At 68.9% G+C, this 21,248-nt stretch carries 16 protein-coding genes and 1 pseudogene; 11 read left to right on the forward strand and 6 right to left on the reverse strand.

Annotation, left to right across the window (positions count from 1 at the left end; translation table 11 throughout):
• Positions 1-104: 104 nt before the first annotated feature.
• From QR64_RS21010 to dxs, 5 genes are all read left to right on the forward strand, one after another.
• Positions 105-2,102 (forward strand): APC family permease, encoded by a 1,998-nt coding sequence (locus QR64_RS21010; protein WP_039587061.1) that lies wholly within the window; start codon positions 105-107, stop codon positions 2,100-2,102.
• Positions 2,099-3,382: a class I SAM-dependent RNA methyltransferase gene (locus QR64_RS21015; protein ID WP_039587063.1), complete on the forward strand. Its 1,284-nt coding sequence runs from the start codon at positions 2,099-2,101 to the stop codon at positions 3,380-3,382. Before QR64_RS21010 ends, QR64_RS21015 begins: the two co-directional genes overlap by 4 nt.
• A gap of 151 nt (positions 3,383-3,533) precedes the next feature.
• Positions 3,534-3,992, forward strand: a complete 459-nt coding sequence (locus QR64_RS21020; RefSeq protein ID WP_006551357.1) for a MarR family winged helix-turn-helix transcriptional regulator — start codon at positions 3,534-3,536, stop codon at positions 3,990-3,992.
• Positions 3,989-5,584: an MDR family MFS transporter gene (locus tag QR64_RS21025; RefSeq protein ID WP_006551358.1), complete on the forward strand. Its 1,596-nt coding sequence runs from the start codon at positions 3,989-3,991 to the stop codon at positions 5,582-5,584. Before QR64_RS21020 ends, QR64_RS21025 begins: the two co-directional genes overlap by 4 nt.
• A gap of 159 nt (positions 5,585-5,743) precedes the next feature.
• Positions 5,744-7,687, forward strand: a complete 1,944-nt coding sequence (gene dxs / locus QR64_RS21030; RefSeq protein WP_084222380.1) for a 1-deoxy-D-xylulose-5-phosphate synthase — start codon at positions 5,744-5,746, stop codon at positions 7,685-7,687.
• 76 nt (positions 7,688-7,763) lie between these two features.
• On the opposite strand, the gene QR64_RS21035 is transcribed toward dxs, so the two are convergent.
• Positions 7,764-9,161, reverse strand: a complete 1,398-nt coding sequence (locus QR64_RS21035) for a sugar porter family MFS transporter (protein ID WP_024100730.1) — start codon at positions 9,159-9,161, stop codon at positions 7,764-7,766.
• A gap of 366 nt (positions 9,162-9,527) precedes the next feature.
• On the opposite strand from QR64_RS21035, the pseudogene QR64_RS28330 reads away from it, so the two are divergent.
• A pseudogene (locus QR64_RS28330) lies at positions 9,528-9,743 on the forward strand (oxygenase MpaB family protein); the annotation flags it as partial.
• A 123-nt stretch (positions 9,744-9,866) separates the two neighbouring features.
• On the opposite strand, the gene QR64_RS21040 reads toward QR64_RS28330, so the two are convergent.
• From QR64_RS21040 to QR64_RS21050, 3 genes are all read right to left on the reverse strand, one after another.
• Positions 9,867-11,120: a ribonuclease D gene (locus tag QR64_RS21040; protein WP_039587065.1), complete on the reverse strand. Its 1,254-nt coding sequence runs from the start codon at positions 11,118-11,120 to the stop codon at positions 9,867-9,869.
• A gap of 115 nt (positions 11,121-11,235) precedes the next feature.
• Complete coding sequence (locus tag QR64_RS21045; protein WP_039587067.1) at positions 11,236-12,678, reverse strand: WS/DGAT/MGAT family O-acyltransferase; 1,443 nt, start codon at positions 12,676-12,678, stop codon at positions 11,236-11,238.
• 50 nt (positions 12,679-12,728) lie between these two features.
• A complete protein-coding gene (locus tag QR64_RS21050) occupies positions 12,729-13,304 on the reverse strand; it encodes a DUF3000 domain-containing protein (protein ID WP_033096715.1) in 576 nt (191 codons plus the stop codon).
• Positions 13,305-13,472: 168 nt separating this feature from the next.
• Between QR64_RS21050 and hemE the strand changes: the two genes are divergently transcribed.
• From hemE to QR64_RS21070, 4 genes are read left to right on the forward strand one after another with little or no spacing between them, the layout of a single operon-like run.
• Complete coding sequence (gene hemE, locus QR64_RS21055; protein WP_039587069.1) at positions 13,473-14,570, forward strand: uroporphyrinogen decarboxylase; 1,098 nt, start codon at positions 13,473-13,475, stop codon at positions 14,568-14,570.
• Positions 14,567-15,925, forward strand: a complete 1,359-nt coding sequence (locus tag QR64_RS21060) for a protoporphyrinogen oxidase (RefSeq protein WP_019289226.1) — start codon at positions 14,567-14,569, stop codon at positions 15,923-15,925. The genes hemE and QR64_RS21060 overlap by 4 nt, the downstream gene beginning before the upstream one ends.
• Positions 15,926-15,930: 5 nt before the next feature.
• Positions 15,931-16,626, forward strand: coding sequence for a hydrogen peroxide-dependent heme synthase (gene hemQ, locus QR64_RS21065; RefSeq protein ID WP_024100734.1), 696 nt, complete (start codon positions 15,931-15,933; stop codon positions 16,624-16,626).
• 55 nt (positions 16,627-16,681) lie between these two features.
• A complete protein-coding gene (locus QR64_RS21070; RefSeq protein ID WP_039587383.1) occupies positions 16,682-18,967 on the forward strand; it encodes a molybdopterin-dependent oxidoreductase in 2,286 nt (761 codons plus the stop codon).
• A 4-nt stretch (positions 18,968-18,971) separates the two neighbouring features.
• Here the strand turns inward: QR64_RS21070 and QR64_RS21075 are convergent, their stop codons facing one another.
• The gene (locus QR64_RS21075) at positions 18,972-19,940 is read right to left on the reverse strand and encodes an L-lactate dehydrogenase (protein ID WP_006551368.1); all 969 of its coding nucleotides are present in this window, start codon (positions 19,938-19,940) and stop codon (positions 18,972-18,974) included.
• Positions 19,941-20,114: 174 nt separating this feature from the next.
• Between QR64_RS21075 and QR64_RS21080 the strand changes: the two genes are divergently transcribed.
• A complete protein-coding gene (locus QR64_RS21080) occupies positions 20,115-20,840 on the forward strand; it encodes an HAD family hydrolase (RefSeq protein ID WP_019289229.1) in 726 nt (241 codons plus the stop codon).
• On the opposite strand, the gene msrB is transcribed toward QR64_RS21080, so the two are convergent.
• Positions 20,803-21,231: a peptide-methionine (R)-S-oxide reductase MsrB gene (gene msrB, locus QR64_RS21085; RefSeq protein WP_033096717.1), complete on the reverse strand. Its 429-nt coding sequence runs from the start codon at positions 21,229-21,231 to the stop codon at positions 20,803-20,805. The two genes, QR64_RS21080 and msrB, sit on opposite strands and share 38 nt — an antisense overlap.
• Positions 21,232-21,248 lie beyond the last annotated feature (17 nt).

Consider the following 21,248-nt stretch of genomic DNA (forward strand, 5'->3'; position numbering starts at 1 on the left):
GACCGCTGTGGACCGCCGATCCGAACGGTACCGCGTGACGATCTTCGAGAGGTCGTGACCCGGCCGAGGGGTACTTCGGGGCCGGAACCGCATAGGCTTTGCGCGTGTCCAAGCTTTCCACCGCGGCGAAGCGGCTCGTGCTGGGTCGCCCCTTCCGCAGCGACACTCTCGGGCACGAGTTGCTGCCCAAGCGCACCGCACTGCCGGTCTTCGCCTCCGACGCGCTGTCGTCGGTCGCCTACGCACCCGAGGAGATCTTCCTCGTCCTCTCCGTCGCGGGGTTGTCCGCCTACGCCTTCTCGCCGTGGATCGGACTCGCTGTCGCCTTCGTGCTCGTGATCGTGGTCGCCGGCTACCGCCAGACCGTGCGCGCCTACCCGTCCGGCGGCGGCGACTACGAGGTCGCCACGAAGAATCTCGGGCCCACGGCAGGGCTGACCGTCGGCAGTGCGCTGCTCGTCGACTACGTCCTGACGGTCGCGGTGTCGCTGTCGTCCGCGGCGGCGACGGTCGGATCGGCCGTCCCGTTCGTCGCCCGGCACAAGGTGCTCTTCGTCGTCGTCGCGATCGTGCTGCTCACCGCGGTGAACCTGCGCGGACTCCGGCGCGCCGGCCGGGCGTTCGCCGTGCTCACCTACACCTTCGTGGGCTGCATGCTGGTGATGCTCGGGGCCGGGATGTTCCGGATCTTCGTCCTCGGCGACGACCTGCGTGCGGAGTCGGCGGACTTCGAACTCGTCGCCGAGCAGACGGATCTGACCGCGCTCGCCTTCGTCCTCCTACTCGCGCGCGCCTTCTCGTCCGGTTGCGCGGCGCTGACGGGTGTCGAGGCGATCAGCACGGGGGTGCCGGCCTTCAAGAAGCCGAAGGCACGCAACGCCGCGACGACCCTGCTGGTGCTCGGTGGCATCGCCGTCACGCTGTTCCTCGGGGTGGTCTTCCTCGCCGAGCGGCTCGGTGTGGTGGTGGCCGAGCATCCCGACACCCAGCTGCGCGGTGCACCCGAGGGTTACGAGCAGAAGACGCTGCTCTCCCAGCTGGCGCACACCGTCTTCGAGGGGGTGCCGGCCGCGTTCGTCCTGATCACGATCGTCACCGCCGTGATCCTCGTGCTCGCCGCCAACACGGCCTTCAACGGATTCCCGGTGCTCGGTTCGGTTCTCGCGCAGAACCGTTACCTGCCGCGCCAGTTCCACACCCGCGGCGACCGGCTCGCCTTCAGCAACGGCATCCTCTTCCTCGCCGGGATCGCCGTCGTCTTCGTGTGGGTCTTCGAGGCCGAGGTCACCCGGCTCATCCAGCTGTACATCGTGGGTGTGTTCGTCGCGTTCAGCCTGGGGCAGGCCGGCATGGTGCGGCACTGGACGCGGGAACTGAGCACCGAGACGGATCCGTCGGCGCTGGGCCGCATGGCGCGGTCGCGGCTGATCAACGGCGTCGGGTGCGTCTCCACGTCGGTGGTGCTGCTGGTCGTGCTGACGGGCAAGTTCGCCGCCGGGGCGTGGATCGCAGTGGTGACCATGGTCGTCGCGTTCGGGCTCATGAAGGCGATCCGGCACCACTACGACACGGTCGCCGCCGAACTCGAGAGGGCGGACTGGGACGGGGTGCTGCCCAGCCGCACCCATTCGATCGTGCTCGTCTCGACCTTGCACCTGCCCACGATGCGCGCCCTCGCCTACGCGCGGGCGACCCGCTCCGACACCCTCGAGGCGATCACCGTGAACGTCGACGACGAGAGCACCCGGCGTCTCGTACTCGAATGGGAGAAGAGCGATCTCACCGTGCCGTTGAAGGTCGTCGAGTCGCCCTACCGGGAGATCACGCGGCCCGTCCTCGACTACGTCCGCCGGGTGCGGCGCGATTCTCCCCGCGACGTCGTGACCGTCTTCATCCCCGAGTACGTGGTGGGGCACTGGTGGGAGCAACTGCTCCACAACCAGAGCGCCCTGCGGCTCAAGAGCCGGCTCCTCTTCCAGCCGGGAGTGATGGTGACGAGTGTGCCCTGGCAGCTGCGCTCGTCCGCGGACGCCGGTGCGGTGGGGCGGGCCGCCCCCAACGGGCAGGATCGACAGTTGGACAACGAGGAGGAACCGCGGTGAATCGTCAGGCACACCCGCGTACGGATTGGTCCGGCCGGAGGATCGAGGTGATCCTCGGCAATCCCGCCCACGGTGGTGCGTGTGTCGCGCGGTTCGAGGGGCGCGTCGTGTTCGTGCGGCACGGACTGCCGGGGGAGCGTGTCTTCGCTCGGGTCACCGAGGATCGGGGCGGGTCGTTCTGCTTCGCCGACGTGGAGGACGTGCTCGAGGCGTCCGAGGACCGCGTCGATCGGGTCTGCCCGATCTCCGGTCCGGGAGGGGCGGGTTGCTGCGACCTCGCGCACATGACCGTCGAGGCGCAACGCCGTTTCACGGGCGCGGTGGTGGCCGAGCAGCTGCGCCGGCTCGGTGGGGTGGACCGCGAGGTGACCGTCGAGGAGGTGCCGGGCGGTGCGTCCAACGGCACCCTGTGGCGCACCCGGGTCCGGCTCGCGGTGGACGTGGTGGGGAACCCGGGATACCGCCGGTACCGCAGCAACGAGGTCGTCCCGGAACTGGCGTGCCCGCAGATCGATCCGCACGCCTACGTCGGCCTCACCGATCGTGTGTGGCAGCCGGGAGCGGAGCTGCAGGTCGTACTCGACGCGGACGGCCGGCGGCACGTGGTGGAGATCGCACCTCCGGTCCTCTCGGGTGGTGCGCGACGGCAGGGCCGGCGCGGCGCGGCGTCGCGGCGGGCGGCGGTGAACGCGCGCCGTCCGGAGAAGGTGATCGAAGGCTCGGGACGTGTGGTCGAGCGGGTCGGCGAACGCGAGTGGCGGTTGGCGCCGACCGGTTTCTGGCAGGCCCACCGCGGTGCCGCGTCGACCTATTCGGCTGCGGTGGCCGACTGGGCGCAGACCTCGGAGGGTGCGACGGCATGGGATCTGTACGGCGGAGTGGGGGTCTTCGCGGCCGTGCTCGCAGAGCAGGTCGGTCCGTCCGGTCGGGTGGTGTCGGTCGAGTCGTCGAAGACCGCCGTGGACGACGGGATCGAGGCGCTCGCCGACCTCGGCCGGGTGTCCTTCCGTCACGGGCGCGTGGAGCGGGTGATTCCCGATCTGCCGGCTCCCGAGGTGGTCGTCCTCGACCCGCCGCGGGCGGGGGCGGGCAAGGACGTGGTGGCCGCCGTGGCCGCAGCGGGACCGCGCCGGATCGTCCACGTGGGCTGCGATCCCGCGTCCTTCGGTCGTGACGTGGGGCTGTACCGGGACCACGGATTCGAGTTGGTGGACGTCCGGGCCTTCGCGGCGTTCCCCTCCACCCATCACGTGGAGTGCATCGGACTGTTCACCCGTTGAACCGGGTTCCCGTCGCACCCGCTCGGGGCGAGGTGTGACGAGGGCCGCATCCAACAGTTGGTGTGACGTGAAAAGAGATTGCTTGTAGTACGCAACTAATCTGTATAGTTGCATGACGTAATCAATTAGTTCATTCCGACGGAGGTTCGCTGTGCCGGAAAAGGCTCAGGCCCACGAACTCGCCGACGCCATCTTCATGTTCGGTCGCACGCTGCGCGGTGCACTCGTGCACCACGACACCGATGTGCTTCCTTCCGCGCTCGTCGCGGTGCTGTTCGTGCTCGCACGGATGGGGGAGTGCCGGCCCAGCGAGCTCGCCGTCGAAATGTGCGTCAGCCAGTCGTCGTTGAGCAGACAGATCGCCGAACTCGTCGAGCGAGGCCTCGTGGATCGACATCCCGATCCCGACGATCGTCGTGCTCATCGGGTGAGTTGTTCGGTCGCGGGTATCGAGATCCTCGACATCGTGAAGAAGCGCCGGACCGAACGGCTCTCCGCAGAACTCTCGGACTGGCACGAGGACGAGATCGCAGGCGCCATCACGACGCTCGAACGTCTCACCTCCTCCCTGGCTCCGCTCGTCATCGATACTCGAAGGACCAATTCATGACCACAGTCTCCGGACAGGGAGCGCAGCCGGATGCTCCGGCAGCCGAGGAGCAGATGACGCACCGCGAGATCCTCGTCGTGCTGTCGGGCCTCCTCGCCGCCCTCTTCACGGCGCTGCTGAGCAGCACCATCGTCTCGACCGCCCTGCCGACGATCATCGCGGATCTGAACGGCACGCAGACCCAGTACGCCTGGGTCATCACGACGGCGCTGCTGGCGAACGCCGCGTCGACGCCCATCTGGGGCAAGTTCGCCGACCTGTTCAACAAGAAGCTGCTCGTCCAGCTCGGGATCCTGGTCTTCGTGATCGGCTCGGTCCTGGCCGGTATCGCGCACAACGTGCCGGTCCTGCTCGCCGCCCGCGTGATCCAGGGCATCGGCATGGGTGGTCTGACCGCTCTCGTCGTCGCGATCATCGGCAGCATCATCCCGCCCCGCCAGCGTGGCCGGTACTCCGGCTACATGGGCGCCGTCATGGCCGTCGCCATGTCGGGTGGACCCGTGCTCGGTGGTGTCATCGTCGACCTCCTCGGCTGGCGCTGGTGCTTCTACGTCTGCGTTCCGATCGCCGTTGTCGCGCTGATCCTGCTGCAGCGCACGCTGCATGTCACGACCGTCCGCAAGGAGAACGTGAGCATCGACTGGTTCGGCGCCACGCTCATCACCGCCGCGGTGAGCGTCCTGCTCGTCTGGGTGTCCTTCGCCGGCAAGGCCGGCTACTACGAGTGGATCTCGGTCGAGTCCGCCCTGTACGTCGGTGCCGGCATCGTCCTGCTCGTCGCGACGTTGATCGTCGAGACGAAGGTCGCCGATCCGATCATCCCGCTGAAGATCGTCACCGAACGCACCACCGGTCTCGCGATCATCGCGTCCGTGGCCGTCGGTATCGGTCTGTTCGGCGCCACCACCTTCCTCGGCCAGTACTTCCAGACCTCGCGGGCCTACAGCCCGACGGTCGCCGGTCTGCTCACCATCCCGATGGTCGCCGGCACGCTCGTCTCGTCGATGCTCTCCGGTGGGCTCATCACGCGCTTCGGCAAGTGGAAGGGCTTCCTGATCGGCGGCGCGATCCTGCAGATGGTCGGTTTCGGCCTGCTCGGCACTGTCGACCACCTCACCTCGCTCACGCTGATCAGCGTGTACATCGCGATCGTGGGTCTGGGCACCGGCATGCTGATGCAGAACCTCGTCCTCGCCGTGCAGAACACCGTGAGCGTGCGCAACATCGGCGCCGCAAGCAGCTCGGTCGCCTTCTTCCGCACCTTCGGTGGCGCGATCGGTGTGTCGGTGCTCGGTTCGATCCTCGCGTCCCGTGTCGCGACGATCTCCGCCGACGGTCTCGCGAAGCTCGGTGTGGACACCTCCGGCGGCGGATCGGGTGGAAGCCTCGACTTCTCCCAGCTGCCCGAGCCGGTGGCCGAAGTCATCCGTGCCGCCTACGGCGACGCGACGGCGACCCTCTTCCTCGTGGCGGCGGCGTTCGCGGTCGTTACCCTGGTGGCAGTGGTGCTGATCCCGAACCAGGCGTTGCGCACCACCATCGACCTCGTCGAGGAGAAGTCGCCGGCCGATCGCGCCGACATCTCCTCGTGAGGGTGACCTCGCTCACCGGCGGACGATCCGTCCGCCGGTGACCAGGAGATCACGCGGAAGCGAGGCGGTGGCGGGAGACGCTCCGTTCCCGCGCTCCGTAGACTGAGGAAATCACTCGCGCGACGAGCGTGAGGCACGAGCCGGAGGGAGCTGTTCCAGTTGGGTGTTCTGTCCCGCATCCAGTCGCCCGACGATCTACGTCGACTCTCTCCTGTGGAGCTCACCGAGCTCGCGGGGGAGATCCGGGAATTCCTGGTCGAGAAGGTCGCGGCGACCGGGGGTCACCTCGGTCCCAATCTCGGCGTCGTCGAGCTGACCATCGCTCTGCACCGGGTGTTCGATTCGCCACGCGATCCGATCCTCTTCGACACCGGTCACCAGGCCTACGTCCACAAGATCCTCACCGGTCGTCGCGACGAGTTCGACGGTCTCCGGCAGAAAGGCGGGTTGTCCGGCTACCCGTGCCGCGCGGAGAGCGAACACGACTGGATCGAGTCGTCGCACGCCTCGGCGGCCCTGTCGTACGCCGACGGACTCGCCAAGGCCTATTCGCTGTCCGGACAGTCCGATCGGACCGTGGTGGCCGTGGTGGGCGACGGCGCGCTGACCGGCGGTATGTGCTGGGAGGCGCTCAACAACATCGCCGCCGGGCAGAACCGTTCGATGGTGATCGTCGTCAACGACAACGGCCGCTCCTACGCGCCCACGATCGGCGGTCTCGCCGAGCACCTCGCGGCGCTGCGCCTCAAGCCCGGCTACGAGAAGGTGCTCGACAACAGTCGGCGCATCGTCAAGCGGATCCCCTGGATCGGCTCGGCGGCCTACTCGGTGCTGCACGGCATGAAGGCCGGTGTGAAGGACGCGGTCAGCCCGCAGGTGCTCTTCACCGATCTGGGCATCAAGTATCTCGGCCCGGTCGACGGGCACGACGAGCAGGCGATGGAATCGGCGCTGCGTCGCGCGAAGGCGTACGGCGGTCCGGTCCTCGTCCACGCCGTCACCCGCAAGGGAGCGGGCTACGCGCCCGCCGAGAACCATCTCGCCGATCAGATGCACGCCACCGGCGTGATGGATCCGCGCACAGGCCGGGCGAAGTCCGCCTCCGCTCCCGACTGGACGTCGGTCTTCTCCGACGAACTCATCGCGCTGGGGGAGAAGCGGGAGGACGTCGTGGCGATCACCGCCGCGATGCCCGGACCGACCGGCCTCGCCAAGTTCGGCGAACGGTTCCCCGAGCGCACCTTCGACGTCGGCATCGCCGAACAGCACGCGGTGACGTCGGCGGCGGGTCTCGCGCTCGGCGGAATGCATCCCGTCGTCGCCGTCTACTCGACCTTCCTCAACCGCGCGTTCGACCAGCTGCTCATGGACGTCGCGCTGCTGCGGCAGCCGGTCACCGTGGTGCTCGACCGCGCGGGTGTCACGGGTTCCGACGGAGCCAGCCACAACGGTATGTGGGATCTGTCCCTGCTGGGCATCGTTCCCGGCATCCGGGTCGCCGCTCCGCGCGACGGGGCGACACTGCGCGAGGAACTCGGTGAGGCGCTCGACGTCTCCGACGGCCCGACCGTCCTCCGGTTCCCCAAAGGCTCGGTGGGAGAAGACATCCCGGCGATCGAGCGTCTCGACGGCACGGTCGACGTGCTGCGGATGCCGTCGTCGCGGCGCGGCGACGCACTGATCGTCGCGGTCGGCGCCTTCGCCGGTCTCGCACTCGACGTCGCCGATCGTCTTTCCAGGCAGGGCATCGACGCCGCGGTCGTCGACCCGCGATGGGTGTTCCCCGTGCCCGACGCGGTGGTCGACCTCGCACGCGGCTTCCGGATCGTCGTCACAATCGAGGACAGCGGCCTCCACGGTGGTGTCGGCTCGGCGGTCTCCGCCGCGTTGCGCCGCAACGGCGTCGACGTGCCCGCCCGCGATCTCGGGGTGCCGCAGAAGTTCCTCGATCACGCCTCCCGCAACGAGATCCACGCCGAACTCGGTCTGACTGCCCAGGACGTGGCGCGTCAGGTCACCGGCTGGGTCGCCGGCCTCGACAGCGAACCCGAGGAGCGATCGCGACCGTCGGCGGTCGAGCAGTCCGACCGCGAAGCGGGCTGAGTCCGACCGACGCAGGTGAGCAAACGCCAGGGGCGGTATCCGGTGATCCGGATACCGCCCCTGGCGTCTGTATCGGTTAGCTCTGCATCTCCTCGAGTTCCATGCCCTTGGTCTCGGGGATCTTGGCCTTGACGAAGAAGAACGACAGCAGGGCGAAGAACGCGAACAGTCCGTACAGGAACCACAGGCCGACCGCGGAGGTGAGTGGTGGGAACGCCAGTGTCACCGTGAAATTCGCGATCCAGTTGGCGGCGGTGCTGATACCGAGGGCCACCGCGCGCATGCGGTTCGGGAACATCTCGCCGAGCATCACCCACATGATCGGACCCCAGGTGGCGGCGAAGAAGATCACGAAGGCGTTCGCGCCGACGAGGGCGAGCGCACCCCACGGTGCCGGAAGTTCGACGTCCTCACCGCTGCCGACCGCCTGCGAGAAGGCGATCGCGGCGAGCAGCAGGCTGACGAACATGCCGATCGAACCGGTCATCAACAGCGGACGGCGACCGATCTTGTCGACGAACAGGATCGCGACGAACGTCATGACCACGTTGATCACGGCGGTGATCACCGAGGTCGTGAACGACTGGTTCTCGGTGAAGCCCACCGACTTCCACAGTGTCGTCGAGTAGTAGAAGATCGCGTTGATACCGACGAACTGTTGGAAGACGGCCATCGTGATGCCGACCCACACCAGCGGCTGCAGACCGAAGACCGGGCCGCGGATGTCGCCGAAGGACGCCTTCGACTCGCGTCGCAGCGTCAGCCGGATCTCGCGGACACGCTCGTCGGGCCGGAGCTCGCCCGTGACGTTGGCCAGGACGGCCGCAGCCTCTTCGTCCATGTCCTTGCCGACGAGATAGCGGGGGGACTCCGGGATCGTCAGCGCCAGTACACCGTAGAGGACGGCAGGCGCGACGCCGACGAGGAACATCCACCGCCAGGCCTCGAGATTCCACCACAGCTCGTTCGACGCTCCACCGGCGGCGTTCTGCAGCACCGCGTCGGACAGCAGGGCCGCGAAGATGCCGAGAGTGATGGCGAGCTGCTGCAGTGATGCGAGGGCGCCACGGTAGCGAGCGGGTGCGATCTCGGAGATGTAGGTCGGTGCGATGACCGACGCGATACCGATGCCGAGGCCGCCGAGCACACGCCACAGCATGAGATCGGGAACGCTGAAGGCCAGACCGGACCCGATCGACGAGATGACGAACAGGGCGGAGCCGAGGAGCATCACCCGCTTGCGGCCCCAACTGTCGGCGAGGCGTCCGGCGAACCACGCGCCGACGGCACAACCGAGCAGGGCGATGGCGACGGCGAAACCGGTCACGAACGAACTGAGCGCGAAGTTGTCCTGGATGGAGTCGACGGCGCCGTTGATGACCGAGCTGTCGAAGCCGAACAGGAAACCGCCCACGGCCGCCGCGACGGTCACGGCGATGACTTTCGCGGCGTGTGCGGTCGATGGTTGGGTCACCGAGGAACTCCTGGATCGGACTGGCCGCGAGAGCGGGAAAAGGGTTGGACACAGTGTGTTTTCTTCAGGGGAACATTACGCCGGGGTGAACGGCCGACTCGACGTTTCCGGCGAGAACTCGCCCACAAGGCGGACTTCGAACGCGGCATGGAGTGTGGCGACGCCTCCGAGTGGGTAAGAAGTTAAGAAATATTCTCTCCGCGCCGTCGCTCTGTCTGCGACCTGCCCGAGCGGTGAGGACCTCCGCTTGACACCGTGCGATCTGGAAATACAGTCCCGTTCCATGACTCGGCGACGACCGGACGCGACCGTACGGGGTGTGGTGGGTGAAGCGGCGTTCCCGCCGACCTCACCCGGAGGTTCCTCATGGAGATCGCTCTGCCTCCGGTAGAGCACGGTGTGGTGGAACACAGCAGGGCGCTCATCGATCCCGTCACACGTTTCCGGAACACGAGCGCGTACCTCTTCCTCGTGGCGTTCGGCGACGACGAGGAACGGCGCAGGGTGGTGCGTTTCGTCGACCGCGCCCACGCACCGGTCCGCTCCGACGGATACAACGCCTTCGATCCGAGGCTCCAGTTGTGGATCGCCGCGGTGATGTTCCACGGCGGCCGCGACGTGTACGAGCGGTTCTTCGGCCTCGATGTGATGTCCAGGACGCGGCAGCCGCCGGAAGTAGATGGCACGCAGAGCAGACGGCGGAGATCAGTTCTCCGCCGTCAGGGCCTTCGCGAGTCGCGGCACGGTCAGCGCGCGCTGCCACGGCCGTGCCCCGCCCTCGGCGAAGCGGCCGTCGATGTACTCCTCGACGTCGGCCCCGTCGGAGACGTCCCAGTCCCAGCACAGGCGCCGAACGAGTTCGGGACTGATCAGGTTCTCGACGGGAACGGCGACTTCCTCGCTCAGAGCGGTGAGTTCGCCGCGCGCGAGGGCGAGACGTGCGGCCTCCTCAGGGTGGTGACGCGACCACCGGCCGGCCGGGGGAGGCCCGGTCAGGGGCGGCGTGAGAGGTGGGAGCCGGTCCTCCGGCAGTGCACGGGCCCGCTCGATCGCGTTGAACCACGCACGGGAGGAACGCCGCTGCCGCGGACCGCCGAAAACCGGAAGCTCCTGCAACTGTTCGACGCTCGTGGGATTCGCCTCCGCGGCGGCGATGATCGCGGAGTCGGGAAGGATGCGCCCCGGGGCGATGTCACGCCGGGCGGCGATCTCGTCGCGGGTGGTCCACAGTTCCCGGACGATCGCCAGGCGGCGTCGGTCCTTGATCGCGTGGATCTTGGACGTGCGCCGCCACCGATCGGGCTTCGGAGCGGGCGGCCCCGCGAGCCGGATGTGCTCGAATTCCTGAGCGGCCCACTCGGTCTTGTTCTGCCGCTCGAGTTCGCTCGCCATCGCGTCGCGGAGTTCCACGAGTGGTTCGACGTCGAGCGCGGCGTAGTTGAGCCACGAGTCGGGAAGCGGTCGCGTCGACCAGTCCGCCGCACCGTGGCCCTTGCGCAGTTCGAGGCCGAGGGTCTCGGCCACGATCGCGGCGAGACCGACGCGGGGGAATCCGGCGAGGCGACCGGCGAGTTCGGTGTCGTACAACTTCGCCGGACGGAGTCCGAGTTCGGCCAGGCCGGGGAGATCCTGGTCGGCGGAATGCAGGACCCATTCGAGGTCGTTGATCACCTCGGTCAGGGGAGCGAGGTCGTCCCGCGTGGGAATGGGATCGAGCAGCACCGTGCCGGCGCCGTCACGACGGAGCTGTACGAGATAGGCGCGCCCGGAGTAGCGGTAGCCCGATGCGCGTTCGGCGTCGACGGCGAGCGGGCCGTGTCCCTGCGCGAGCATCGCTGCCGCGTCGGCGACCCCGCGCGCCGTGGTGACGACCTCCGGGACGCCGTCGCGGGGTTCGAGGAGCGGCACCGTGGTCACGCTCGTGCTCTTCTGCTCGTCCTCGTCGTTCTGTGCCGGCATGGGCGTGACTCTAGCGGTGTCGTCCCCGTGTGCAATTCCGTTCCTGTCCGGAACGTCCGATCGGTGGACACGCACGGACCCGCTCGACGCCTCGCGAACTCCCCTCAGAACACCGTCACCTCTCCTGCGAGACGACATCGTCGCGCTCCACATCCGATGTGAGGATGTCGTCGTTCTCCGCGCCGGCCGCGAGGATGAGGTCCTCGAGGGCGGGAGAGAAGTCGTCGACGAGTTTCCACAGGTCGGGGACGAGATCGGGACACGAGATCAGACCGATGTCGAGCCTGCCGTCGAGGGAGAGCACCGTGATGTTGAGCGCTGCGCCGTGGAAGATCGGGCCGAAGGGGTACATCGCCGTCATGCGGGCGCCCAGGAAGTACAGCGGCACGGGAGGTCCGGGCACGTTGGAGATAACGAGGTTGTGGATCACCGGGTGCCGGTCGGCGAGCCGCAGTCCGGCGTAGGCGCGCATCGCGGGGGCGAACACGGCCGCGCCGAGGAACTGGGACCAGTCCTGCAGCAGGTTCGCGCCGAGGTCGGCGTTGTGTTCCTTGGCCACCGCGTTCGCTTCCGAGAGTGCCCGCAGCCGCTCTGCGGGGTCGGCGATGTGTGTGTGGAGGTCGGCGAACATCGCCGAGACCTGGTTGCGTCCCGGCCGATCCGACCTGCCGTGGACCGAGACCGGGATCATCCCGATGAGCGGGGAGTCGGGCAGCTCGCTGCGCCGCTCCAGATATCGGCGTAGCGCGCCGGCGCACACCGCCATCACCACGTCGTTGACGGTGACGCCGAAGACGTTCTTCACCAGCTTCACGTCGTCGAGGTTCAGCTCGGCGAAGCCGACGGTGCGGTGTCCGGTGATGGTGGAGTTGAACGGGGTGCGCGGCGCCGTGAACGGCGCGGGCATGGCGTCGCCGCGTCGGGCGCGGGCGATCCAGGAGGTCAGCGATGTGACCGCGCCGGGAAGGATCCGCAGCAGGTGGAGAGGCCGGCGGGCGACGTTGAGGGCTCCGGCGATCGCGATGGCGAGATCGTTCGCGTCGCCGGCACCCCACTGCACCGGTTCGGGCCGGGGATCGGCCGGGTCGAGGCTGCACAGCTGCGCGATGAGTGCGGCACCGGAGACCCCGTCCACTCCGGCGTGATGCATTTTCGCGATGACGGCGATCCTGCCGTCGTCGAGACCGTCGACGAACCACATCTCCCATAGTGGCCGGGAGCGATCCAGGGGTTGCGCGGCGATGTGTCCGCACAGCTCCGCGAGCTCGGTCCGGCTGCCCGGGGCGGGCACGCCGACGTGGTGGATGTGCCGGTCGAGGTCGAAGTCGTGGTCGTCGACCCAGACCGGATGGTCGAGGTTGAACCTGCTGTCGGCGAGCTTCATCCGGAACTGGGGTACGGCGGTGAGGCGCGCTTCGAGTTCGTTGCGCAGGCTCACGTAGTCGTAGCCGCCCGGGACGGTGGACGGATCCAGCACGATCAGCCCGCAGATGTGGAGGAGCTGACTGGGGGTCTCGAGGTAGAGGAAACCGGCATCGAGCCCGCTGAGACGCTGCATGGATCAAGAGTAGAACAGGTTCTAGAAATCCGGTCGGATTGCGCAGGTTTTCACCGCTGGAGTCGCGCGACCCCCGCCGGAGGCAGACCCGCGGCATATGCGAGGACGTCGCAGAACGCCTCCACGTGCAGGGTCAGCATGTCGGACTGCGGAGTCCACGACGCGCGCAGTTCCAGTTGGTGGGCGCGTCCCGGGCCCGCGATGTCCCCGAACCGTACGGAGGTCGTCGCGGTCACCGTGCCGCCGAGCGCCGTGAGCGGTTCACCGTGCGCGGCGAGGGCGTCGACGAGCCAACTCCACGCGACCTCCGGCAGCAGCGAGTCCGCTGCCAGGCTCTCGTCGACGTCGGCCTGGATGTACGAGACGAGCCGGGTGGTCCCGTGCCACGCCTCGTCGCCGTCGGGGTCGTAGAGAAGGATGAGGCGGCCGAACGCGTCGCCCTCGGATTGCTCGGGCACCCGGTCCGTCTCGTCGTGCAGGACCTCGGCGCCCAGTGCGTAGCTGTAGGGGGCGAGCCGTTGCGGGGGTCGGATCGGCCCGACCTCGATCTCCGGGCGCACGGTGGCCGCGTTCATCGCATCGACTGCGGAACGGAAGCGGGCCGGCTCGGCGGGCGAGGTGGTCACCAGGCGGAGGTTAGTGCCGGTGACGCACCGCACGCGGGAGGCGCGCCGATTCCGGCGAACGGCACGGGCGTGGCAGCATGGGCAGCGGGTCCGGACCACACGTCCTGTGTGCGACCCGGCAGACGCTGCCCTGCGCGACGGCGCGCAGTGCCCGAAGAACGAGGATCGATGACCGGCTTGGAGAACACGAACGTCGGATCTGCGGTGCCCGCGGAGTACCCCGCGCGGAGGATCCTGCCCCATGCGCCCCTGCTGGCGGCCGCGCGCGGTGAGAAGCCGGCCCACCGGCCCGTGTGGTTCATGCGCCAGGCCGGCCGCTCCCTGCCCGAGTACCGGGAGATCCGGGCCGGGATCGGCATGCTCGAATCGTGCTTCGACCCCGAACTGGTCTGCGAGATCACGATGCAGCCGGTGCGGCGGCACAAGGTCGACGCCGCCATCCTCTTCTCCGACATCGTCGTCCCGCTCAAGGCCGCCGGGATCGACCTCGACATCGTCGCCGGCACGGGCCCGGTCGTCGCGAACCCCGTCCGCACCGCCGCCGACGTCACCGCGCTGCCGACCCTCGAGGCCGAAGAGGTCGGAGCGGTCGCCCGCGCGGTCGGTCTGCTGACCCGCGAACTCGGCGACACCCCGCTCATCGGGTTCGCGGGCGCGCCCTTCACCTTGGCCTCATATCTCGTCGAAGGCGGCCCGAGCCGCAACCACGAGCGCACCAAGGCGCTCATGCACGCCGACCCGAAGACCTGGCACGCCCTCCTCGGCAAGCTCACCGACGTCGCCATCGCCTTCCTGCGCGCGCAGATCGGTGCCGGTGTCGACGCCGTCCAGCTCTTCGACTCGTGGGCCGGTGCCCTCTCGCTCGCCGACTACCGCGAGTACGTCCTGCCGCACTCCGAGCGTGTCTTCGCCGAGATCGCCGGTGCGGGGGTGCCGCGCATCCACTTCGGTGTCGGCACCGGTGAGCTCCTCGGCGCCATGGGTGAGGCGGGCGCCGACGTGGTCGGCGTCGACTGGCGCATCCCGCTCGACGTCGCCGCGACCCGCGTCGGCCCCGGCAAGGCCCTGCAGGGCAACCTCGACCCCGCGATTCTGTTCGCGGGCCGGGAGGTCGTCGAACGCGAGGTGCGCCGCATCGTCGCCGAGGCCGACCGTGCTCTCGAGGCCGGCGCCATCGGACACATCTTCAATCTCGGTCACGGCGTGCTGCCCGACACCGATCCCGATGCCATCACCCGAGTGGTCGAGCTGGTGCATTCGCTGTGACCCCGCCGACGGTCGCGGTCGTCGGCGGTGGGATCAGCGGGCTCGTCGCCGCGTATCGGCTGCGTCGTTCGCTCGGCGCCGCCGCCCGCATCGTCGTGCTCGAGCGATCGTCGCGGCTCGGCGGCAAGCTCCGCACGGTCCCGCTCGCGGGTGATCCTGTCGACGTCGGCGCCGAGGCGTTCATCGCACGCCGACCCGAGGTGGTCGCGCTCGTCGAGGAACTCGGCCTGAGCGCCCACATCGTCCACCCCTCGGCTGCCCGTCCGCTCCTGTACGCCGACGCGCGACTGCATCCGCTGCCGGCGGGCACGCTCATGGGCATCCCCGCCTCGGCGCAGGCCGTGGAGGGTCTCGTCGACGACGAGACCCTGGCGCGCATTGCCGCCGAACCCACAGTGCCGTTCCACTGGGACCGGGACTCCGACGTCTCCGTCGCGGATCTCGTCCGATCCCGCTTCGGTGAGCAGGTGGTGCAGCGCAGCGTCGACCCGCTGCTCGGTGGGGTGTACTCGGGGCTGTCCGACACCGCGGGTGTCCGTGCCACCGTCCCGACGCTCGCCGCGGCCCTCGACGCCGGCGCGACGAGCCTGAGCGACGCCGTCGCCCGCGCTCTGCCCCCGAAGTCGGACGCCCCGGTCTTCGGGACGCTGCGCGAGGGCTACGGCGTGCTGATCCAAGCCCTCGTCCGTGAGGCCGACGCCGAGTTCCTCTACGGCACAGCCGCATCCGGACTGAAGCGCAGCGGTGGCCGGTGGTCGGTCGATCCGCTCGGCGAGGTCGACGGTGTGGTGCTCGCCGTGCCCGCCCCGGACGCCGCCCGGCTGCTCTCCGACAGTGTCCGATCCGCCGCGCAGTGCGTCGCGCAGATCCCGCTCGCCTCGTCGGTGGTGGTCGCGCTCGCGTTGCCGCACGACGCCGGCCTGCCGCAGAACTCCGGGATCCTCGTCGCGACGGGGGAGGAACTGTCGGCGAAGGCCTTCACGCTGTCGAGCCGCAAGTGGCCGCACCTCGCCGAACGTCCCGTCGCACTCGCGCGTGCGTCGTTCGGACGGTTCGGCGACGACGCGCTCGTCGACGCGTCCGAGGCCGACCTGATTGCGCTGGCCCGCGCGGATCTCGCGACCGTCACCGGAGTCGACGCCGAACCGGTGGCCGCCTTCGTGCAGCGGTGGCACGGCGGGCTGCCGCAGTACCGCGAACACCACGGCGAGATCGTCGCCGCCTTCGAGGCCGAGATCGCAGGGATCGACGGACTCGAGGTCGCCGGCGCGATGCTGCACGGTGTGGGTGTACCCGCATGTGTCGCAACAGGCACGGCTGCAGCCGCACGCCTGACTGCACGAATGGAAGGATGAACGTCATGGCACGTCTCGACTACGACAAGCTCAATTCCACCCTCCGTTACACGATGTGGTCGGTCTTCCAGGTCCGGCCCGGCGTCCTCGGCGACGACCGCGCCGCGGCGATCGAGGACGCGAAAGCGTTCTTCGCCCGCTTCGACGACACCGACGTGATCGTGCGCGGTATCTACGATGTGGCCGGCACCCGCGCGGACGCCGATTTCATGATCTGGACGCACGCCGAGCACATCGAGGATCTGCAGAAGCTGTACGCCGACTTCCGGCGCACCACGATCCTCGGCCGCGCGAGCACCCCGGTCTGGTCGAACACCGCACTGCACCGACCCGCGGAGTTCAACAAGAGCCACCTGCCCGCCTTCATCGCGGGGGAGGAGCCGGGCAACTACGTGTGCGTGTACCCCTTCGTGCGGTCCTACGAGTGGTACCTCCTGCCCGACGAGCAGCGTCGCAAGATGCTCGCCGACCACGGCATGGCGGCCCGCGGCTACCCCGATGTCCGCGCCAACACCGTTCCGGCCTTCGCGCTCGGCGACTACGAGTGGATCCTCGCCTTCGAGGCGCCGGAACTGCACCGCATCGTCGATCTCATGCGCGACCTGCGTGCCACCGACGCGCGCCTGCACGTCCGGGAGGAGACCCCCTTCTTCACCGGACCGCGGGTCGACGTCGAAGCCCTCGTCGCGTCGCTGCCCTGACGTGACCTCGACGAGCGCGGTGCCACCCGAGGGAGAAGGTCGTCTGTTCTCCCAGATGGCGCACTGGGGGATGTTCTCGGCGCAGGCACGCGACGGCGAGGTCGTCGCCGTGCGGCCCTACGCCGGGGACCGCGACCCCTCACCGATCCTCGGGAACATCCCCGGATCGGTGCGGCACCGTGCTCGCATCGCCGGTCCGGCCGTCCGTCGCGGCTGGCTCGAGAACGGACCGGGACCGAGCACACGACGCGGCGACGACGAGTACGTCGCGGTCTCGTGGGACGAACTCACCGAGATCCTCGCGGGCGAACTGCAGCGCGTAAAGGACCGGCACGGCAACCGGGCGATCTTCGGCGGCTCCTACGGCTGGTCCGCCCCGGGCCGGTTCCACCACGCACAGAGCCAGGTGCACCGCTTCCTGAAGATGTTCGGCGGCTACACCCGCTCGGTGCACTCCTACTCGCTCGGCGCGACCGGCGTGATCATGCCGCACGTCGTAGGCACCCACTGGAAACTGTTCGCGCGCTCGACCTCCTGGGAGGTCATCGCCCGCGAGACCGATCTGATGGTGTGCTTCGGCGGGATCCCGCTGAAGAACACCGCCGTCAACGACGGCGGCACGAGCGATCACCCCACCCGCGACGCCCTCGACCGGATGCGGGCCCGCGGCGGACGGATCGTCTCGTTCAGCCCGATCCGCAGCGACGTGCACGGTGAGCACGAGTGGCTCGCGCCCCGGCCGGGCACCGACGTCGCGATCATGCTCGCCCTCGGTTATGTCCTGGCCACCGAGGGTCTGGCCGACCGTGAGTTCCTCGACCGCTACTGCACCGGTTACGACCGCTTCGAGGAGTACCTGCTCGGCCGCACCGACGGCGTCCCGAAGACCCCCGAGTGGGCCGCCGGACTGTCGGGCATCCCGGCCGGAACCCTCGTCGACCTCGCGCGACGCATGGCCCGTGGCCGCACCCTGGTGTCGGTCACATGGTCGCTGCAACGCGTGCGGCACGGCGAGCAGGCGCCCTGGGCGGGCGTGACCCTCGCCGCGATGCTCGGCCAACTCGGCGTTCCCGGGGGCGGTTTCGGCCACGGCTACGGTTCGATGAACGAACCCGGTCTCGCGCCCGTCCCGTATCCGCTGCCCACCCTGTTCCAGGGCAACAACGACGTCGAGGACTTCATCCCCGTCGCCGCGATCTCCGACCTGCTGTTGCGACCGGGGGAGCAGTTCGACTACGACGGCCGTCGCCTGACCTTCCCGGACATCCGGCTCGTGTACTGGGCGGGTGGCAATCCCTTCCACCACCACCAGGACATCGGCCGGCTCCGCCGCGCCCTGCAGCGGCCCGACACGATCGTCGTCCACGACCCGTACTGGACGCCGATGGCCAAGCACGCCGACATCGTCGTGCCGTCGACCACGGCGCTCGAGCGCGACGACCTGACGTGCACGCGCAACGATCCGCTGCTCGTCGCGATGCAGGCTGCCGTCCCACGCTTCGCCGACGCCCGCGACGACTACGACACCTGCACCGCTCTCGCCCACCGCCTCGGCTTCGGCGAGCAGTTCACCGAGGGCCGGACCTCCCGGGAGTGGCTCGAACACCTCTACGAGCAGTGGCGCGGTTTCGTCCTCGCCGACGACCGGCGCACCGAGGACCCGCCGCCCTTCGACGACTTCTGGTACGGCGGACCGGTCCGGATGCGGACCGAGGACGATCTGACCCTCTTCGAGGACTTCCGGTCCGATCCCGCGGCGAACCCGCTGCGGACTCCCAGCGGACTGCTCGAGATCTTCTCCGCCGATATCGACTCGTTCGGCTACGACGACTGCGCCGGGCACCCCACCTGGTACGAACCCGACGAATGGCTCGGCTCCCCGCGGGTCGAACGGTTCCCACTGCACCTGATCGCCAATCAGCCGGCCACGCGCCTGCACGGGCAGCTCGATCACGGCTCGGTGAGCCAGGCGTCGAAGATCCGTGGCCGTGAACCTATCCGGATGCGTCCCGACGACGCTGCCGCGCGAGGTCTGGAAGCCGGCGACATCGTCCGCGTCTTCAACGATCGTGGTTCGTGCCTCGCCGGGGTGGTCCTCGACGACGGTCTGCTGCCGAACGTCGTCCAGCTCGCGACGGGAGCCTGGTACGACCCGCTGGATCCGTCCGATCCAGGATCGATGTGCGTGCACGGGAACGCGAACGTGCTCACCCCCGACGTCGGCACGTCGTCGCTGTCGCACGGATGCACGGGGCAGCACGTGCTCGTCGACATCGAGCGGTTCGACGGCGAGTTGCCGCCCATCCGGGCCTACGATCCGCCGGTCGTCCGGCAGCGCTGAGCGGTCACAGTCCGAGTGACGACTGGACCTCACGCAGGGTGGCCGCGGAGGCGGCCAGCCCCGCTTCCTCCTCCGACGACAACGGCACATCGAGCACGGTGTGCGCGCCGCGCGCGTCGACGACGGTGGGAAGCGAGAGGCAGACGTCCTGCAGACCGTGCCGCCCGGTTTGCAGCGTCGACACCGCGAGCACCCGGCGCTGGTTCCGCAGCACGGCCTCCACGATGCGGGCACTCGACAGTCCGATCGCGAGATTCGTGGCGCCCTTGCCGCGGATGATCTCGTAGGCGCTGCGCACGACCTCCTCGAAGAGTTCGGCGCGGGTGTCCGGTCCGAAGACGGGTCGTCCGTCGACGGCGAAGGACTCCACCGGCACGCCGCCGATCGTCGCACTCGACCACAGGGCGACCTCCGAGTCGCCGTGTTCCCCCACGACGAACGCGTGAACGTTCTCGACCGCGACGTCGGCGCGGTGGGCGAGCAGATACCGCAGCCGGCCGGAATCGAGCACCGTGCCCGACCCGAAGATCCGGCCGTCCGAGACGCCGGTCGCCGCGATCGCGGCGCGGGTGACGATGTCGACCGGATTACTGACGAAGACGATCACTGCATCGGGGGAGACGGACAGCAGGCCGGGAGTCAGGTCCCGTGTCAGGGCGACGTTCGCCGCCGCGAGATCCAGACGCGACTGGCCGGGATGCTGCTTGGCCCCCGCGGTCACGACGATCAGATCGGAACCGGCGGTGACCGCGATGTCGTCGCTGCCCTCGATCCGGCACGACGGCGCGAACTGCGTGCCGTGGTTCAGGTCCAGGACCTCCGCGCGCACCTTCGCGGAGTTCGTGTCGAACAGCGCGATCGCGTCTGCCGAACCCCTGAGTAGACATGCATACGCCACCGCGGTACCGACGCTCCCGGCGCCGACGACGGACAGCTTCGTGTGTCGCCGGATTCTCGTACCCGTCTCAGCCATGCGAGACATTGTGGCAAACCGGCCCCTCGGTCAGTAGCCTCGCGGCACATGACTCGGTCCGCATCGGGACATTCCCTGCGAGCGGCCGGCCCGCCGCGATGGCGGCGATGCGACTGCTCGAGGAGATCTAGCCGAGCCGACCTGCCACTGTCGCTCAGCCGTTAGCCTCGGGACATGGCCGAGACCCCCTTCGATGCCGTCCTGTTCGACTTCTCCGGCACCCTGTTCCGGCTCGAGGAGGACGAGAGCTGGCTCGCGGACGTCACCGACCACGAGGGCAGACCCTTCGACGTGCACCGGCAGGCCGAACTCATGCGGCGGCTGACGCAACCCGTCGGGCAGCCCGTCGAGATGGACGCCGACGAGCACCACGCGTGGACCAACCGCGACCGCGAACCGCGCTGGCACCGCGAGGCCTACCTGACGGTGCTGCGCAGATCGGGCGTGGCCGATCCCGAACAGGCACAGGCGCTCTACGAGAAGGTGACCGACCCCGACTGCTGGACCGTCTATCCCGACACCGTCCCCGTCATCGAGGCGCTCGCTGGAGACGGGATCGCCGTCGGCGTGGTGAGCAACATCGCCTTCGACCTGCGGCCGGCCTTCGCGCGGCTCGGTATCGACGACCTCGTGTCGGTGTTCGCGCTGTCCTTCGAAGTGGGCGCCGTCAAGCCCGAACCGGAGATCTTCCGCCACGCCGTCGACAGACTCGGTGTCGACCCGCGACGGACGCTGATGATCGGCGACAGCGAGAAGGCGGACGGTGCCGCCCGGTCGATCGGATGCGCGTTCGAACTCGTCGAACCGACACCGACCACCGAGCGGCACGACGCACTGTGGACCGCGCTGGCCGCGGCCGGGATCACTCCGACCGAACCAGGCGCAGGGAGATCGAGTTGATGCAGTACCGCTTGTCGGTGGGCGTCGGGTAACCCTCGCCCTCGAAGACGTGCCCGAGATGGCTGTGGCACGTCGCGCACACCACCTCGATGCGCCGCATGCCCAGCGAGTTGTCCTCGCGCAGGATCACGGCGTCGGAGTCGGCGGGGTCGAAGAACGACGGCCACCCGCAGTGGGAGTGGAACTTCTCGGTGCTGCGGAACAGTTCGGCACCGCACGCGCGGCATTCGTAGATGCCCTCGGTCTCGGTGTCGGTGTACTCGCCGACGAAGGGACGCTCGGTGCCGGCCTGACGCAACACGGCGAATTCGGCGGGAGTGAGCTTCGCGCGCCATTCCTCGTCGGTGTGGACGACCTTGGGTGCGGGTTCGGATCGAGGAGCAGACGTCATGATCTCCACGCTAACCG

It is taken from the genome of Rhodococcus sp. Chr-9 (assembly GCF_000801125.1).
Classification (GTDB): Bacteria; Actinomycetota; Actinomycetes; order Mycobacteriales; family Mycobacteriaceae; genus Rhodococcus; species Rhodococcus pyridinivorans.